15 protein-coding genes and 1 pseudogene are annotated in these 14,359 nt (G+C 73.8%); 7 read left to right on the top strand and 9 right to left on the bottom strand.

Going from position 1 to position 14,359, the window contains the following annotated elements; genetic code table 11:
• Positions 1–59 precede the first annotated feature (59 nt).
• The gene (locus tag O2W16_RS14365; protein ID WP_269159495.1) at positions 60–356 is read left to right on the top strand and encodes a hypothetical protein; all 297 of its coding nucleotides are present in this window, start codon (positions 60–62) and stop codon (positions 354–356) included.
• Positions 357–398: 42 nt separating this feature from the next.
• Here O2W16_RS14365 and O2W16_RS14360 read toward each other — a convergent pair whose 3' ends face one another.
• The 8 genes and pseudogenes from O2W16_RS14360 to O2W16_RS14325 form a co-directional block, all read right to left on the bottom strand.
• The gene (locus O2W16_RS14360; protein ID WP_269159494.1) at positions 399–995 is read right to left on the bottom strand and encodes a hypothetical protein; all 597 of its coding nucleotides are present in this window, start codon (positions 993–995) and stop codon (positions 399–401) included.
• Positions 995–2,677, bottom strand: a complete 1,683-nt coding sequence (locus tag O2W16_RS14355; protein WP_269159493.1) for a PHP domain-containing protein — start codon at positions 2,675–2,677, stop codon at positions 995–997. Before O2W16_RS14355 ends, O2W16_RS14360 begins: the two co-directional genes overlap by 1 nt.
• A gap of 124 nt (positions 2,678–2,801) precedes the next feature.
• On the bottom strand, positions 2,802–3,527 hold the full coding sequence (locus O2W16_RS14350; RefSeq protein ID WP_269159492.1) for an IclR family transcriptional regulator: 726 nt from the start codon (positions 3,525–3,527) through the stop codon (positions 2,802–2,804).
• Positions 3,528–3,568: 41 nt separating this feature from the next.
• A pseudogene (locus O2W16_RS14345) lies at positions 3,569–4,486 on the bottom strand (PDR/VanB family oxidoreductase); the annotation flags it as partial.
• 167 nt (positions 4,487–4,653) lie between these two features.
• Positions 4,654–4,977: a hypothetical protein gene (locus tag O2W16_RS14340; protein WP_269159490.1), complete on the bottom strand. Its 324-nt coding sequence runs from the start codon at positions 4,975–4,977 to the stop codon at positions 4,654–4,656.
• Positions 4,974–6,062: an aromatic ring-hydroxylating dioxygenase subunit alpha gene (locus O2W16_RS14335; protein WP_269159489.1), complete on the bottom strand. Its 1,089-nt coding sequence runs from the start codon at positions 6,060–6,062 to the stop codon at positions 4,974–4,976. Before O2W16_RS14335 ends, O2W16_RS14340 begins: the two co-directional genes overlap by 4 nt.
• Positions 6,063–6,176: 114 nt before the next feature.
• Positions 6,177–7,154 (bottom strand): ABC transporter substrate-binding protein, encoded by a 978-nt coding sequence (locus O2W16_RS14330; protein ID WP_269159488.1) that lies wholly within the window; start codon positions 7,152–7,154, stop codon positions 6,177–6,179.
• A gap of 100 nt (positions 7,155–7,254) precedes the next feature.
• Entirely contained in the window at positions 7,255–7,716 is a 462-nt protein-coding gene (locus O2W16_RS14325) for a MarR family winged helix-turn-helix transcriptional regulator (protein WP_269159487.1), read from the bottom strand.
• A gap of 76 nt (positions 7,717–7,792) precedes the next feature.
• Between O2W16_RS14325 and O2W16_RS14320 the strand changes: the two genes are divergently transcribed.
• The 6 genes from O2W16_RS14320 (at position 7,793) to O2W16_RS14295 (ending at position 13,332) form a co-directional block, all read left to right on the top strand.
• Complete coding sequence (locus O2W16_RS14320) at positions 7,793–8,701, top strand: SDR family NAD(P)-dependent oxidoreductase (protein ID WP_269159486.1); 909 nt, start codon at positions 7,793–7,795, stop codon at positions 8,699–8,701.
• Between the two features lie 14 nt (positions 8,702–8,715).
• Complete coding sequence (locus tag O2W16_RS14315; RefSeq protein ID WP_269159554.1) at positions 8,716–9,579, top strand: amidohydrolase family protein; 864 nt, start codon at positions 8,716–8,718, stop codon at positions 9,577–9,579.
• A complete protein-coding gene (locus O2W16_RS14310; RefSeq protein WP_269159485.1) occupies positions 9,576–11,120 on the top strand; it encodes an acyl-CoA synthetase in 1,545 nt (514 codons plus the stop codon). Before O2W16_RS14315 ends, O2W16_RS14310 begins: the two co-directional genes overlap by 4 nt.
• Positions 11,117–11,572: a MaoC family dehydratase gene (locus O2W16_RS14305; protein WP_269159484.1), complete on the top strand. Its 456-nt coding sequence runs from the start codon at positions 11,117–11,119 to the stop codon at positions 11,570–11,572. Before O2W16_RS14310 ends, O2W16_RS14305 begins: the two co-directional genes overlap by 4 nt.
• 61 nt (positions 11,573–11,633) lie before the next feature.
• Positions 11,634–12,206, top strand: coding sequence for a TIGR00730 family Rossman fold protein (locus O2W16_RS14300; RefSeq protein ID WP_269159483.1), 573 nt, complete (start codon positions 11,634–11,636; stop codon positions 12,204–12,206).
• 10 nt (positions 12,207–12,216) lie between these two features.
• Complete coding sequence (locus O2W16_RS14295; protein ID WP_269159482.1) at positions 12,217–13,332, top strand: NAD(P)/FAD-dependent oxidoreductase; 1,116 nt, start codon at positions 12,217–12,219, stop codon at positions 13,330–13,332.
• A 19-nt stretch (positions 13,333–13,351) separates the two neighbouring features.
• Here the strand turns inward: O2W16_RS14295 and O2W16_RS14290 are convergent, their stop codons facing one another.
• Positions 13,352–14,221 (bottom strand): WecB/TagA/CpsF family glycosyltransferase, encoded by an 870-nt coding sequence (locus tag O2W16_RS14290; RefSeq protein WP_269159481.1) that lies wholly within the window; start codon positions 14,219–14,221, stop codon positions 13,352–13,354.
• Positions 14,222–14,359: the final 138 nt, after the last annotated feature.

The raw sequence follows: 14,359 nt of genomic DNA, 5'->3' as shown, positions 1-14,359 counted from the left end.
GCCGACGGTGCAGGCACCGGCCGGAGGTGCCGCCGGACGACGACGGGCAGGATGACGCCATGGAGACCGTGCAGCTGCGCCGATACGTGCTCGAACCGGGCCGGATGGCCGACTTCCTGGCCTGGTTCCCGTCCCTGCTGCCGGTACGCGAGCAGTACGGCTTCCGGGTGCTGTTCGCCCTGGCCGACGAGGAGCACCAGACGTTCACCTGGGCCGTCGCCCACGACGGCGACCAGGACGAGTTCCGCCGGGTGGAGGACGTCTACCACGACTCCCCCGAGCGGGCCCGGGTGTTCGAGACCTTCCCGGCGTGCGTCGCCGACAAGGAGATCGGCTTCGCCACCTCCGCGATCTGAGTCCCCGGGCGACAGAAATGGCCATCTCTGTCGCCCGGGTGCTCAGTGCCCTCCGCCCTCGCAGCACTGGTGCGGGCTCTCGATCTCGAACGGCTGGAGCACGCCCCCGGCCGCTCGCTCGACCAGCAGGGCCAGCCGGCCGCCGGAGAACCGCGGCCGCAGGAACCCGTTCGGCCCGGTGTCCACGACGTCGGTGCCGGCCGGCTCCACGCCGATCCCGACGACCTGGTCGATCGCGGTGGCGGCGATCAGGTCGGCCACGGAGACCCGCCCGGTGACCGAGGCCTGACCCGGGAAGCGGATCGCCCGGCCGGCCTCACCGGCACCGGCCTCGCGCAGCGCCGTCCGGGCCGGGCCGACGACCTCGGCCTCGTCGGCGTCCCCGGCCACCACCGGGCCGGCCAACGCCCGGGCCAGGGCCGACCGGGTCGCCGCCGGGTCGGCGGGCTCCCCGGTCAGCCGGACCGAGACGCCGATGCGGGGCGCCGGGGCGGAGCTGTCCACGTGGGTGCAGACCAGCTCCGCCTCGGCTCCCGAGCCGGACAGCGCCTCGTCGACCGCCGCCAGGAGGTGGGCGTCGGCGATCTGGTCGTCCACCGGCGCCCCGCCCCACCAGACCGCCGTCAGCGAGGCGGTCATCAGACGGCGTCGACGAAGACCGGGTTGGCGTAGAACCAGAGGTCCTCCCACGGGTTCGCGTCCCCGACGACGTCCATGAGCGGGTTGCCGGCGGCGTCCAGCTGGTTGCCGTCGCTGCCCCGCAGGCGCACGTAGAAGGACCGCTCCACGTTCGTGAACGTGTGCTCGAACTTCCACTGCGCCCGGCCGCGGCCGACCTCGAAGGTCTTCACGACGGCGGTCTCCGGGGCGGTGAAGACGTCCCGGTCGGACGCGGCACCGGTGACCGGGCCGCTGATGACGTCGACCTTGGCCAGCTTGGGCACGTCGCCGTTGGCGTTCGCGCCACCGGCCACCTTGACCGTGATGGTCACCGTGACGTCACCACCGCGGCGCACCCAGGTGCGGCCACCGAGCGTGGCGCCCTGCGGGTCGCCGTCCTTCGCCGAGCGGACCCGCACGTCCAGGCCCTCGATGATCCGGCCGTGCACGGCCACGACCTTGCCGGCCTGCAGGCCCTGCATGATGCCGACGTAGGAACGGGAGTCCGAACCCACGAGGGTGCTGCTGTACTGGCCGGGCCAGAAGTCGCCGTACTGGGTGATCGGACGGCCGGTGTCGACCGCGTCGCCCTTGGTGCCGTTGGTGTTGTAGTCCAGCGGCCCCTGGACACGGGTGTCCCGGAAGACCCGGTGCGAGTCCGACGTCGCGGTGACCCACCACGGCTTGCCCTCGGACAGCAGCGAGTCCCAGAGGCCGCCGACGGTGGAGGTCATCCAGTCGAAGCCACCGAAGGTGCGGTAGGACTCCGGCGGGTAGGGCAGGAACCGGTCAGCCCGGGCCCCGGCGTTGTCGTAGTAGCCGCGGCCGCTGCCGGGGCCGCCCTGCGACGTCGGGATGCCGGCGGCCTGGTGACCGGGCGCGCCCTCCATGCCGACGGCGACCTGCGGGGCGGCGTCCCGCCAGTTGCGCATCTCGTGCGGGCTGTCGATGCCCTGCCGGCTGGGGTGGTTGGCGAACATGAGGGCGATCTCGGTGCGCCGGTTGCGCACCTGGTTGTCCAGGTACTTCAGCGCCTCGATGGCGTAGGGCTCCACGTTCCCGGTCACGCCCTTGGCCGACAGCACGCTGCCGTCGTAGCCGGCCTCGAAGGCCTTCAGGATGTCGACGGTCGCGCTGCCCGGGGGCAGCATGACCGTGGCGTGCTCCGCGCCCGGGATGTTCCACTCCAGGCCCTGGTAGATCATCGTGCCGGCGTACTGCCGGCGGACCTTCTCGATCTCCGGGGTGATCTTGTCGATCGAGAGCTTCTGGTGCGCGACGCCACCGTGGTCGGTGATGACCATCCAGTCCAGGCCGTACTGCCGGCCCTTGATGATCTGCGTCGCCACGTCGTACTGCGCGTCCGGCGAGTACTTGGTGTGGATGTGGTGGTCACCGGCGTAGTACCGGGTGCGCCCGGTCCAGGCGTTCGTCGTCGTCCCGGCACCTGCGGCGGCAGCGACGCCCTGGCCCATGCCGGTGACGGCGCTGCCCAGCCCGGCAGCGGCACCGGCGACGACGGCGGTGGTTGCCAGGAAGGCGCGACGCGACACCGACAACGGGTCGTCGGCCTGCGGGTCGGCCCAGGTGCCCTCCACGCCGGAGACCGCGCCGTGGGAGTGGCCGTGGTCGTGGTGGGGGTGGTCGTGGTCGTGGCTCATCGAGGCGCTCCCGCATAGTCCGTGCTGCATCTGTCGCGGGAACTCTGCGTCGCCGGTGCAGACCAACGGGTGACACCCAGAAGATCATCGGGAGAACTCCGGGAGTCCGGCAGCGCGCCGTACCTCAGCCGTCGGGAGGGCCTCCGGCCAGGGTCCGGCTGATCGCGCGGGCGGCGGCCCGGACGCCGGGCGCCATCGGCCGGACGGCGGCCGGGGAGCTGCCCCGCACCACGATCGACAGCGCCGCGACCACCTCGCCGCGGGCGGAGATCGGCGCAGCCACCGAGACCGCGTCGTCGGTGACCTGCCGGTCGCTGACCGCCACCCCGGCACGGCGGACCTCGGCCAGGACCCGGCGCAGCTGCACCGGGTCGGTGATCGTCTGCGCGGTGTACCGGCGCAGCGGGGCGGCCAGCACCTGCTCCTGCACCTCGGGTGGCGCGTGCGCGAGCAGCACCAGCCCGACCCCGGTCGGCGGCAGCGCGAACCGCCCCCCGACCTCGGTGTAGACCGCGACCGCGTCCCGGGCGGCGAACCGCTCGACGAAGACCACCTCGACGCCGTCCCGCACCGCCAGCTGCACGTTCTCGTGGGTCACCTCGTAGAGGTCCTCCATGAACGGCAGGGCCGCCTCCCGCAGACCCAGACCGCGCGGCGCCAGCGCGCCGAGCTCCCACAGCCGCAGCCCCACGCGGTACCGGCCGTCGGGGTCGCGCTCCAGCCCGCCCCAGTTGCAGAGCTCGGCGATCAGCCGGTGCGCGGTCGACAACGGGACGTCGGTGGCCCGGGCGATCTCGGAGAGGGTCAGCGCACGCCGGTCCCGGGTGAAGGCGTCGAGGACGGCGAGCACCTTGCTGCCCGCCGTCCGCCGTGCCGCTGGCCCGGCCGGGCTCAGAGCTCCAGGACGAGCTTGGGACACGCGGCTCGGGAGACGCAGATGAACATCGTGTCGTTCGCCGCCTGCTCCTCCGGGGTCAGCAGCGAGTCGCGGTGGTCGACGGTCCCCTCCAGCACTCCGGTCTCGCACGTGCCGCACGTCCCCTCCTGGCACGAGGAGAGGACCGGGATGCCCGCCTCCTCCACGACCTGCAGGATCGACTTGTCCGGCGGGACGGTCAGCGTCGTGCCCGACAGCGTCAGCTCGACGTCGAAGTCGCCGCTGAGCACCCGCTCGCCCTGCTCCTTCGGGGCGAATCGTTCCACGTGCAGCGCCCCGGGCGGCCAGTCGGCGCAGCGCTGCTCCACCGCCGCCAGCAGCGGCTCGGGGCCGCAGCAGTACACCTTCGTGTCCGGCTGCGGGGTGCCCAGGACGCGGTCGAGGTCGATCAGCCCCACCTCGTCCTGCGGGTGCAGCGTGACCCGCAGGCCGTGCCCGGTCTGCGCCTCCAGCGCCTCCAGCGCGTCCAGGAAGGCCATCGACGTCCGGGTGCGTCCGCCGTAGTGGAACTCCCAGGTGGCGCCGGCCTCCTCCGCGGCGGCGGCCATCGGCAGGATCGGGGTGATGCCGATGCCCCCGGCGAGGAACACGTACCGCGGGGCGGGCACCAGCTCGAAGTGGTTCCGCGGCCCCCGGACGTCGATCTCCGTGCCCTCCTGCAGCTGGTCGTGCACCAGCGCCGAGCCACCCCGGCCGGCGGGCTCGCGGAGCACCCCGATCTGCCAGACCGCCCGGTCGTGCGGGTCGCCGCACAGCGAGTACTGCCGGGTCAGCCCGCCGGGCAGCAGCAGGTCGACGTGCGCGCCGGGCGACCAGGCCGGCAGGTCGGCCCCGGTCGGGTCGCGCAGTTCGAGGACGACGACGCCCTCGGCGCCGGTCGTCCGCCGGGCCACCTGCAGCCGCAGGTCCACCTCGTCATGGGTGCTGTGCACTGCTCTCCTCGTCGTGTGGCCACCGCTCGCATCCGCAGATCCCGCCCCGGCCCCGCTGCAGGGCCCGCCGCGAGCTCGCGAGCGGTGGGGGGCAGCGGGGTCCTTCTTCAGGCGGGGACGGGGGCCCGGCGGACGATCACCAGCGGGTCGGTCACCAGGTGGGCCGGGGGCGCGGGCAGTGGGCCCGCTGCCGGGGGCTCGGCCGGGCCGTCCGCCGGGTGGTCGGGGTGGGCCAGCAGCCACTCCCACATCTCCACCGGATCCGACGCCTCGGCCTCCGCACCGCAGTGGCACAGGCCGCGCAGCCGGTCGGAGCCGGGCAGCCAGTTCACCCGCAGCACCTGCTCCCCTTCGAGCACCTGACGTGGGGCGGGCAGCGACAGCCCGTGCTCGGTGCGCGACCCGTCCCGGGGCTCGGGGACGCCGGTCACCGGTTGGCCGCCACGGGGGTGCGGGAGGGCGTGGCCGGCGCGTCCTCGCCGGCGCCCTCGGCGGCCAGCCGGGCGATGATCCGCCGGGCGGCCAGGCCGCCGGTGTCGATGTTGATGGAGAGCTCCTGGTAGCCGTCCGGCTCGCCGGTGAGCACCTTCTCCAGCACGTCGAGGGCGACGACGTCCTGCAGGACGACGGTGCGGTTGCTCTCCCGCAGGAACTCCGACACCCCCTCGTCGTCGAGGGCGAAGTCGCGGGCCACGGCCCAGAAGTCGTGCGTGGTCGACTCCGTCTCCGGGGTGATCGCGTAGACGACCTCGACGTGGAAGGCGTCCGGGTCGGTGCCGTCGTCGTTCGGCAGCACCCCGACCGGGGCGATCCGGCTGTGCAGCTTGTACAGGCAGGGCGGGGTGAACTCGATGTCCTGCCAGCGGGTGATCCGACCGGTGATGCCGGTGCTCTTCGCGTAGAACGGCGGACACTCCGCGTCGGCCATGTGCCGGCTGACGTAGACGACCCCGGCGGCGTCGTCGACCTCGGTGGTGATCGGGGTGTTCGCCACCTCCGGCGTCCCGATGTACCCGCCGTGCAGGTAGGTCTCGTGCGAGAGGTCCATCAGGTTGTCCACGAGCAGGCTCGCCCGGGCGGCGAGTGGCTCCATCCCGCTGACCGTCGTCCAGCCCTCCTGGGCCAGCCACGGCGCCCGCGGGATCGTGGCGCCCTCGGCCTTCTCGGCGTCGCCGATGAACACCCAGACGAAGCTGTCCTGCTCGACGACCGGGTAGCTCTTCAGCCGGGCGGTGCGCGGCACCCGGGTCTGCCCGGGCACCGCCACGCAGCCGCCGTCGGCGCCGTAGGTGAAGCCGTGGTACCCGCAGACGACGGTGTCGCCGACCAGGTGACTGGGCTCCTGGGAGAGCGGGAACCGGCGGTGCACGCAGCGGTCGCTCATCGCGGTGACCTCGCCGGCCTCGGTCCGCCAGAAGAGGATCGACTCCCCGCAGATCGTGCGGCTGAACAGCTCGCGGCCGACCTCGCGGCCGTAGGCGGCCACATACCACTGGTTGCGCACGATCGACGTCATGGGTGTTCCTCCCGCTGGTGTCCTCTTCGACGCCTCCACGGTGACGCCCATCACGCCCGTCCGCCCATGGGGCTTCCATGTGGTGGAAGCCCCATCCGGCAGCTCCCGGCCGCGTCACTCCTCGGGGAGCAGCCCGTCCAGGTCCGCCGACTCCTCGATCAGGCCGTCCTCCTCCATCAGCCGGCCCAGCTCCGCGAGCTCCGCACGGCGCAGGTCGGTGCCGAACTCCTCCAGTCGCACGGCTTGGGCCACCTCGGCCGGCAACTGCGGGAGCACCTGGGGGATCTGGGCCTTGACCGCGTCGGGGTTCTCCTCGGCGTAGGCGAGCGTCTCCTCCAGCGCCGCGGTCATGTCCGCGACCAGCTCCGGGTCGCTCTCGGCGAGCTGCCCGGAGGTGAAGAACAGCTGGGTGGGGTGCCCCGCGACCGACTCCAGGCTCGGGTGGGTGACCACGGTGTTGCCCTCGGCCTGGAGGCTGCTCAGGAAGGGCTCGGGCACCCAGACCGCGTCGACGTTGCCGGCCGCCAGTGCGGCGGGCATGTCGGGGAAGCCCAGCTCGAGGAAGGACACGGCGTCCGGGTCGCCGCCGTCCTGGCGCACGGCCTCGCGGATGGTGAGCCCGCCCATGCCGTTGAGCGTGTTCACGGCCACCCGCTTGCCCTCCAGGTCTGCGGCCGAGTCGATCCCGGAGCCCGGCGCGGCGACGACGGCGTTGACGTCGCTCTCCCCCGACGACAGCGCGGAGGTCCAGTGGGTGACCACCTCCACGTCCAGCCCGCGCTCCCGGGCCTGCAGCAGGGAGACCGGGTTGCTGGTGGCGAACTGGAGGTCACCGGAGAGGACGGCCGGCAACAACGCCGCCCCACCCTGACCGGTCGCCACCTCCAGCTGGAGCCCCTGGTCGGCGAAGAACCCCTGCTCGATGCCCGCGTACAGGGCCGCGGTCGGCAGGATCGGCAGCATCCCGACGGAGACCTCACGCAACTCCCCGGACGAGCCCGTCGCGGCATCCGACGACTGCTCGGCCTCCCCTCCGCAGGCAGCGAGCGCCAGCAGGACCGCGACCAGGACAGGGACCGGCTTCCGCACCATCGCGCTCTCCTCAATGAGAAACATGACGACATCAACGATTGATGTTGGTCATGATGCACGTCACACCCGGCGACGGCCAGCCCTTCCGTCGCGACCCCGGTCAGCCGCGGCCGGCCGGTGAACCGCCGCCGAACACCAGGCGGGTCAGCAGCTCCTGCAGCAGTTGGCGCTCCCCGGCGGAGAAGTCGGCCAGCTCAGCCGCGAGGGCGAGCTCGACGTCCCGGGCCGCCGCCGCCCGGACGGCCTGCCCGGCCGCGGTGCCGAGGACCAGCTTGTTCCGACGGTCGGCGGGGGACGGCCGCCGCTCCACCAGGGCGGCCGCGCTCAGCTCGTCGACGAGCAGGACGATCTGACTGGGGTCCAGCCCGAGCACGTCGGCCAGCTCCCGCTGGGAGACGCCCTCGGGCGCGTCGCACGCCAGCACCAGCACCGACCAGGGGCGGACCCGCAGCCCGTGCCCGGCGAGCACGGCGTTGCTCGCACGCACCAGCCGACCGCTGGCCCGGGAGAGCAGGAACCCGACGTCGTCGGTCAGTCCGGGTCGATCGAGCTCGATGTCCATGGGACCTCCATTCGTTGACATCATCCACCACCATCCCTAGCGTCCGCGCTGGCCAGCCCCGATCGAAGGAGCACTCATGGACCTGACCGGCAAGGTCGCCGTCGTCACCGGATCCGGGCGGGGCCTCGGCCTCGCCTACGCCACCGAACTCGCCCGCTGCGGGGCCGCCGTCGTCGTCAACGACGTGGACCCCGACGTCGCCGAGGCCGCCGTGCAGTCGATCTCCGACGCCGGGGGCACCGCCGTCGCCGAGGTCGTCGCCGTCGGCAGCAGCGAGGCCGCCCAGGCCCTGGTCGACCGGGCGGTGGAGGAGTTCGGCCGGCTGGACGTGCTGGTCAACAACGCCGGCATCCTGCGGGACACCACGCTGTGGAAGATGACCGACGAGCAGTTCGACGCCGTCCTCACCACCCACCTGCGCGGCACCTTCACCTGCACCCGGGCCGCCGCGGTCCGGATGCGCGAGCAGGGCGAGGGCGGCCGGATCATCTGCATCGGCTCCCCCACCGGCCAGGTCGGCAACTTCGGCCAGACCAACTACGCCGCCGCCAAGGCCGGGATCGTCGGCATGGTGCGCACCTGGGCGATGGAGCTGGCCCGGGCCGAGATCACCGTCAACGCCGTCGTCCCGGTCGCCGCGACCGCGATGACCGAGACCGTGCCCTTCCTCAGGCCCTACGTCGACGCCCTCACCGCCGGGGATCCGCTGCCGGCCTACGCCCGCCAGGAGCTGGGCTTCGGCAGCCCCGCCGACGCCGCCGGCCTGGTCGCCTTCCTCGCCTCCGACGCCGCCGCCGACATCACCGGGCAGGCCGTGGGCATCGGCGGCGACCGGCTCGCCCTGTGGACCCACCCCACCGAGGTGGTCGTGGAGCTCGCCGACGGCACCGGCTGGTCGCCCGACGCCATCGCCGACGTGTGGCCGCAGCGGTTCGTCGCCGCACACCAGCCCGTCGGCCAGCAGCTGCCGGAGCCACCCCGGTGACGGCCCCGACCGGGCTGGACCTGGACGCGCTGGTCGCGATCGACGTGCACGTCCACGTGCACGCCGACTCCTCCGGGCACCTGGCGCTCGACGACGAGCTCAACGCGGCCGCCAGCCAGTACTTCAAGGGCGACCCCTACGACCCGACCGTCCCCGACATCGCCGCGGACTACCGGGACAAGAAGATGGCCGCGGTCGTCTTCACCGTCGACGCCGAGGCGGCCACCGGGCAGATGACGCTGTCCAACGAGGAGATCGCCGACCTCGCCGCGCAGCACCCCGACGTGCTCGTCCCGTTCGGGTCGATCGACCCGGCACGCGGGGTGGCCGGCATCCGGGCCGCCCGCCGGCTGGTCCAGGAGCACGGGGTCCGGGGGTTCAAGTTCCACCCCAGCCTGCAGGACTTCCTGCCCAACGACCGCACGGTGTACCCGCTGTACGAGGAGCTGCAGAGCCTCGGCGTCCCGGCGCTGTTCCACACCGGGCAGACCGGGATCGGCGCCGGGCTGCCCGGCGGCCGCGGGATCAAGCTGCGCTACTCCGACCCGATGCTGCTCGACGACGTCGCCGCCGACTTCCCGGGCCTGACGATCATTATGGCCCACCCGTCGGTGCCCTGGCAGGACGCCGCGATCTCGGTGGCCACCCACAAGGCCAACGTCTACATCGACCTCTCCGGCTGGTCGCCGAAGTACTTCCCGCCGCAGCTGGTGCGGGCGGCCAACTCGATGCTCAAGCGGAAGGTGCTCTTCGGCTCGGACTACCCGCTGCTGCGCCCCGAGCGCTGGATCCGCGACTTCGAGGCCCTGGAGATCAAGGACGAGGTCCGGCCGCTGATCATGAAGGAGAACGCGATCGTGGCCCTGGGGCTGCGGTGAGGAACGCCGGGCTGGGCTCCTGGCCCGAGCGCCGGCTGCGGAGCTCCCCGCACAGGCCGGCGCTCTGGTTCGAGGGGACGACGACGACGCACGGCGAGTTCGCGCTGCGGGTCCGGCGGGCCGCCACCGCGCTGGCCGGGCTCGGGGTGCAGCGCGGCGACCGGGTGGCGTGGTTCGGTGCGAACCACCCCGCCGGGCTGGAGACGCTGTACGCCTGCGGCCAGCTGGGCGCGATCTGGGTGCCGGTGAACGCCCGGTTCACCCCGCCCGAGGCGCAGTACGTGCTCGAGCACTCCGGGGCGTCCCTGGTCGTGCACGGCCGGGAGCACGGGGGCTCGGCGGACACCCTGCGCGAGGCCCTGCCCGCCGTCCGGCACTGGGTGGCCGCCGAGGCCCCGCCGGCCGGCGGCGCCGACTCGCTGGACTGGGCGACGCTGCTGGCGGAGGCCGAGCCGGTGCAGCGGGACGAGCCGGTCACCCTCGACGACATCTGCTTGATCATGTACACCTCCGGCACCACCGGACGACCCAAGGGCGCGGTGCTGACCCACGGGAACATGACCTGGTCGTGCATGAGCCAGGTGCTCGGCTTCGACTTCACCCCCGACGAACGGACCCTCGCCCTCGCCCCGCTGTTCCACATCGGCGGGCTGAACGGGACCCTCAACCCGACCCTGCTGCGCGGCGGCTGCGTCGTGCTGGTGCGGGGCTTCGACCCGCCGGCGACGCTCGCGGTCATCGCCGAGCAGCGGGTGACGTCGTTCTTCGCCGTCCCCACGATGCTCGACGCGCTCAGCCGCCAGCCGGACTTCGGCACCCTCGACCTCTCGGCGCTGCGCACCATCGGCGCCGCCGGGGCACCGCTCCCCCTCCCGCTGCTGCGCACCTGGCTGGACCGCGGGGTGACCGTGCAGCAGGCCTACGGGATGACCGAGTCCGCACCCGCCGGCACGGTCCTGGACAGCGCGGACGCGGTGGCCAAGGTCGGGTCGGCCGGGAGGTCGCAGTTCTTCACCGACGTGCGGGTGGTCCGGCCGGACGGGACCGAGTGCCCGCCGGGCGAGGTCGGCGAGATCATGCTGTCCGGGCCGAACGTCATGGCCGGGTACTGGAACGCGCCCGAGGCCACCGCCGCCGCGATCGTCGACGGCTGGTACCACTCCGGGGACGCCGGCTCCACCGACGAGGACGGCTACCTCTACATCCGCGACCGGTACAAGGACATGATCATCTCGGGCGGGGAGAACGTGTACCCGGCCGAGGTCGAGTCGGTGATGCTGGAGCTCCCCGAGGTGCAGGAGGTCGCGGTGATCGGCACGCCCGACCCGCACTGGGGCGAGGTCGGTCTGGCCGTCGTCGTCCCCGCGCCCGGGGCACCCCGCGACGCGGACGCGCTCCGCGCCGCGCTGCGAGAACGGCTCGCCGGGTTCAAGGTGCCCAAGGAGGTCCGCTACGTGGACGAGCTGCCCAAGACCGCGACCGGCAAGATCCGCAAGCCGGACCTGCGACAGACGTACGTGCCAACCGAGGAGGACGCATGAGCACCACCACCACGATCGCCGAACTGCCCGCGCTGAAGGGCCAGGAGCTGGGCACCAGCGACTGGTACGAGGTGACCCAGGAGGCGGTCAACCTGTTCGCCGACGCCACCGGTGACCACCAGTGGATCCACGTCGACGTGGAGCGGGCCAAGGCCGAGAGCCCGTTCGGCGGCCCGATCGCCCACGGCTACCTGACCCTGTCGCTGCTCGTGCCGCTGGTCACCCAGACCTACACGATCACCGACGCGAAGATGGGCGTGAACTACGGGCTGAACAAGGTCCGGTTCCCCGCGCCCGTGCCGGTCGGCTCGAAGGTCCGGGCCCGCGTGACGCTCAAGGACGTGGAGGAGGTCGCCGGCGGGCTGCAGAACACCTTCGCCGTCACCATCGAGCGTGAGGGCGGCGACAAGCCGGTCTGCATCGCCGAGTGGGTCACCCGCGCCTACGCGTGAGAGAGAGGGCCCTCCTGCCCCCTACAGGAGGGCCCGGCGGCGATGCGCATACCGTCCGAGGGTGCGCATCGCCGTCTTCACCGGGTCCCAGTCCGGGCCGCCGTCCCACCAGCAGGCCGCCGCCACCTTCGCCACCGAGCTGGCCCGGGCCGGTGTCGGCATCGTGTACGGCGGCGGGAACGTGGGCCTCATGGGCGTCGTCGCCGACGCGGCGCTGGCTGCCGGCGGCGAGGTGGTCGGGGTGATCCCGCAGCACCTCGTCGACGACGAGGTCGCCCACCCCGGGCTGCCCCGGCTGGAGGTCGTGCAGACGATGCACGAGCGCAAGGCGGTGATGGCCGACCTGTCCGACGCCTTCGTCGCGCTGCCCGGTGCCGCCGGCACCCTCGAGGAGCTGTTCGAGGCCTGGACCTGGGGGATGCTCGGGCTGCACGCCAAGCCGACCGCGCTCCTGGACGTCGACGGGTTCTGGCAGCCGCTGCTGGACCAGCTGCGCCGGATGGTCGACGACGGCTACCTGGCCGCCAACCGGCTGGACGCGCTCGGTGTGGTGCACGACGCCGCGGAACTGCTGGCCTTCGTCGCGGGCTATGAGCACCCGGCCCGCAAGTGGACCCCGCCGCCGGCCGCCTAGCCTGCTGGCCATGGAGCACGCGGACGTCGTCGTGGTCGGGGGCGGGCCGGCCGGTGCGGCGTGTGCGGCCGCCGTCCGCCGGGCCCGGCCGGACGCCGACGTGCTGGTGCTCGACCGCGCCGACTTCCCCCGGGACAAGGTCTGCGGCGACGGCATCGCCCCCGAGGCGCTGGACGTGCTGGCCGGGCTGGGGATCGACGTCCCGGCGCTGACCGCAGGGTTCCCGCCGGTCCCCCGGCTGCGCCTGCAGGGCCCGGGCGGGGCGACGGTCGAGCGCACCCTCCACCGGCCGTCGCTCGTCGTCCCGCGCGCGGTGCTCGACGGGCGGTTGCTGGACCAGGTGCTGGCCACCGGCGTCCGGTTCCGCCGGCACACCGTCCGCCAGGTCACCGTGCACCGCACGCACGTCGAGGTCGACGGTGCCGTCCGGGCGGGGGTGCTGGTGGGCGCCGACGGCGCGGAGTCGGTGGTGCGCCGGGCGCTCGGGGTGCCCCCCAACCCGCCGGACCGGCTGGCCATCGCGATCCGCGGCTATGCCCCCGCGCTCCCCGGCATGGACGGCGTGCAGGTGGTGACCACCACCGACCAGCGGTGGCCGGCCTACGCCTGGTCCTTCCCGCTCGGCGACGGGCGGGCCAACGTCGGCTACGGCGAGCTCGTCTCCGGGGGCGTGACCCGCACCGAGCTGGTCGCCGGGCTGCACCGGATGCTGCCGGGCGTGCAGCCCGAGGGGCTGCGGGCGCACCGCCTGCCGCTGTCGACCGGCCGGCCCCGGCTGCCCGGCGGCCGGGTGCTGCTGGCCGGGGACGCGCAGTCGCTGATCAACCCGCTGACCGGGGAGGGGATCTTCTACGCCGTGCTGTCCGGCGCGCTGGCCGGTGCAGCCGCCGGCCACGGCGAACGGGCCGGCGGGGTGCACCGGCGACTGCTGCGCCGCCGGCTCGGCGGGCACCTCCGCGCGTCCTCTATGACCTCCCAGCTGAGCCGGTGGCCGGTGCTGATGGACGCCGCCGTGCGTGCCGCCCAGGCCGACCAGCGGGTCTTCGACGACGTCGTCGCCCTCGGGCTGGCCGACGGGCGGCTCACCGCCCGGACCCTGGCGGCCACGGCCCGCCGACTGCGCTGACCGGGTCGGTCGCCCGGGCTCAGGAGCTGCTGGCCTCGGCGGCCCACCGGTCGTCGACCTCGGGCCAGGCGTACCACCGCAGCCGCCGGAACCCCGGGGCCGCCAGCACCTCGGCGCGCAGCGCGGCACGGGCGCGCAGGGCCGCCACCGCCTCGACCGAGTACCGGCGCCACATCCGCCGCGGCTCGCGGGCCAGCCGCACCAGCCAGTTCAGCTTCAGCGGATAGGCCCAGGCCGGGTAGTAGCCGGCCTGCTGCACCTGGTCGAGGAAGCCCCCGCAGGTGAGCGCCAGCCCCTGCGGCAGGTGCCGGGCGACGTCCAGCACGAACTGCTCCTGCAGCGGTGCGCCGAGCCCGGCCAGCACCACGGTCGGCCGGGTGCGGGCCAGCCAGACGTCCAGCTCTCCCGGGGCCGGGCGGCCGGCGTAGCCGTCCCGGACGGAGACGATCTCGCCGTCCGGGGGGAGCAGTGCGGCCACCGCGCGCCGCAGGCTCGCGACGTCCTCCGGTCGCCCGCCGACCACGGCCACCCGGGGCGCCCGGAGCCGACCGAGCAGCTCCGGGAGGACGAGGTCCGCGCTCGTCCTCGGCACCAGCCCGCCGCCCAGCAGGCTGCGCAGGAACAGGCCGTCGACGCCGAGGTAGGTGAGGCGCCCCAGCAGCTCGGGGTCGGAGTGCAGCAGCTCCAGGGCGCTGTGGTGGTTCACCCAGGAGACGGTGGCGACCGGCTGGCCGGTGTCGTGCAGCCGGGCGAGGTGGCCGGCCACCTCGGCGACCGGGTCGGCCTGCGGAGCCGGTGCGGGCCGGGTGACCGGCTCGGCCCGGCGGAGGGCCCGTTCGGTGGTGAAGTCGACGACCGAGCCGAGCGGTGGGGTGTCCGGGGTGCGCACGTGCTGTCCTCGCCTCGTCGATCGTGTTGTGCACGTCCATCTGATCCCGCAGCGGAGCCCCGGTGCTCGCCCACGGGCCGGTACGTCACCCGGGAGGGTGGGCCGGCGGCAGCCGGCCACCCTCCCGGGGGACGTAGG

It is taken from the genome of Modestobacter sp. VKM Ac-2984, from assembly GCF_026967985.1.
GTDB lineage: Bacteria > Actinomycetota > Actinomycetes > Mycobacteriales > Geodermatophilaceae > Modestobacter.
Note: the sequence above shows the minus strand (reverse complement) of the source record. Positions and strands in the feature narration are given on the sequence as shown.

Coding starts and splice junctions, on each gene's coding strand:
- O2W16_RS14325 (WP_269159487.1), bottom strand. CDS start 7,716: ATGGACATCGAGCTCGATCGACCCGGACTGACCGACGACGTCGGGTTC.
- O2W16_RS14295 (WP_269159482.1), top strand. CDS start 12,217: ATGGAGCACGCGGACGTCGTCGTGGTCGGGGGCGGGCCGGCCGGTGCG.
- O2W16_RS14305 (WP_269159484.1), top strand. CDS start 11,117: ATGAGCACCACCACCACGATCGCCGAACTGCCCGCGCTGAAGGGCCAG.
- O2W16_RS14355 (WP_269159493.1), bottom strand. CDS start 2,677: ATGAGCCACGACCACGACCACCCCCACCACGACCACGGCCACTCCCAC.
- O2W16_RS14360 (WP_269159494.1), bottom strand. CDS start 995: ATGACCGCCTCGCTGACGGCGGTCTGGTGGGGCGGGGCGCCGGTGGAC.
- O2W16_RS14335 (WP_269159489.1), bottom strand. CDS start 6,062: ATGACGTCGATCGTGCGCAACCAGTGGTATGTGGCCGCCTACGGCCGC.
- O2W16_RS14365 (WP_269159495.1), top strand. CDS start 60: ATGGAGACCGTGCAGCTGCGCCGATACGTGCTCGAACCGGGCCGGATG.
- O2W16_RS14330 (WP_269159488.1), bottom strand. CDS start 7,154: ATGGTGCGGAAGCCGGTCCCTGTCCTGGTCGCGGTCCTGCTGGCGCTC.
- O2W16_RS14320 (WP_269159486.1), top strand. CDS start 7,793: ATGGACCTGACCGGCAAGGTCGCCGTCGTCACCGGATCCGGGCGGGGC.